General features: G+C 72.6%; 1 protein-coding gene. It reads left to right on the top strand.

Annotation, left to right across the window (positions count from 1 at the left end; translation table 11 throughout):
- The coding region (locus ABTZ89_RS38445; protein ID WP_351054369.1) for a SaeA-related protein at nucleotides 1-1,691 on the top strand (1,691 nt) is incomplete at its 5' end.
- Nucleotides 1,692-1,772: the final 81 nt, after the last annotated feature.

Raw genomic sequence — 1,772 nt, 5'->3', positions numbered from 1 at the left:
TGAGCGCGAAATCCGTTGAGGCGGCCGTTGATCGGGAGAACCGGCGCTCTGGAAACCGCGCAGCGCGCGAAGCGCTCGGTCTGGTGAACACCGCGGTCGGGCGCACCGACCTCCGGCTGCTGGCGCTGTACCACCTGCTCGACGACGTCCGCAGGCTCCGCGAGAACGGTGCTCCGGCCGGGGCGTTGCTGCGGGTGCTGCGCCAGTCCGGGCTGGAGGAGGGCGAGGCCCGGCAGGTCGTGGTGAGCGTGCTCAGCGAAACGGGTGCGACGAAGGTCGAGATCAGCGGCCTGGCCAAGGTCACCGAACTGCTCGCCGCCGGACAACTGGTATCCGCCCAGCAGGCCCTGGCGGGCATCACCGACGCCGAGGAGGCGGCGACCGCGAAAGCGGCCGTCGACCGGCACGCGGCGCAAGTGCGCTCGCTGCGCGAAGCCGCGCATCGCGCGCTAGAGCGCGGAGCCGAAGGCGAAGCGCGGCGGCAGCTGGCGGAAGCAGCGCGGTTGGCGGCCGACGACGCCGCGATAGCGTCGGAGGTGCTGCGGATCCCGGTGAGCCCGGTGGCGGACCTGACGGCGCAGCCGGAAGGCCTCGGGGTGCGGTTGTCGTGGCGGGCGCAGCCCGACCACGACGGGAGCACCCGGTACCGGGTCGTGCGGCGAGCCGGGCGGGAGCCCGGTGATGCCGCCGACGGCGACGTGGTCGCCGAGGGGGCGGAGACCGCCGTGGTGGACACTGCGGCGCCGGCCGGGGTGACCGCGGGGTACGCGGTGTTCGCGGCGGAGCCCGACGGGGCGTGGTCGCGGCCGGTGGGGGCGACCGTCGACGTGCTGCCGCCGGTGCACGGGGTGCGGCTGGCGGTTCGCGGTGGAGCCGTGGAGGGGCAGTGGAAGCTGCACCGGGACGCCGTTGGCGTGGACGTGGTGCGGCGGGACGAGTCCGGTGAGGTTGCCGTGCCCACCAGCGGCGGGACGTCGTTCCGGGACTCCACTGTGGACGTCGAGGTGGACTGCACCTACCTGTTGACGGCTCGCTACCGACGTGCGGACGGAACCGAGGTCGGCGCGGAGGCCGTCGCGGTGCGCCACGCCGCGCGGGTGGCTCCGACGTTGCCGCCCGTGACCTCGTTGGAAGGGCGGCACTTCGGGAACGAGTTCGTGCTGTCCTGGGTGTGGCCCGACGACGTGCGGATGGCCGAGGTGAGCTGGACCGGCGCCGCGACAGGCGGGTCGCGGCGGTTGACGCGGCAGCAGTACCAGGCCGAAGGCGGCTGCCGGATCGACACCGGGCCGGGCGAGGCGAGCGTGCAGGTCACCTCGATCGCCGCCACCGATGCCGGCGAAGGGCGCTCCAAGCCCAGCGAGCTGACCGTCTCCGGACCCGCTGCGCAGGTCAGCTACCAGGTCGAACGCCGCAACCGGCTGTTCGGGGCGAGCACCGCGCGGATCGTGTTCCGCAGCGACCACCCGGTGCCGGAGTGCTCGATCGTCGTCGTCATCGCCTCCGGTCGGGTCATGCCGCTCGGACCCGACGACGGGGACGTCGTGCACCGCGAGGTGCACCGGATCGACGGCACCGCCGAGGTGACGGTCGAGCTTCCGCGGCGCAAGCCCTTCTGGGTGCGGTGCTTCGTGCGAACGCCCGGTATCGAGTTGGTGGATCCGCCCGTTTCGCAGCTGAAGGTGTCCTAATGTGCACCCCCGGAGCGGCCCGGAGAAGTGCAGTTTCAATTGAAACTGCGGAACCCAGGCACGGCGGATCGCAGTTTCAAT

Origin of the sequence: Saccharopolyspora sp. NPDC002686 (assembly GCF_040295745.1) — a bacterium.
Classification (GTDB): Bacteria; Actinomycetota; Actinomycetes; order Mycobacteriales; family Pseudonocardiaceae; genus Saccharopolyspora; species Saccharopolyspora oryzae.
This window is presented reverse-complemented; position numbering and strand designations above follow the sequence as displayed.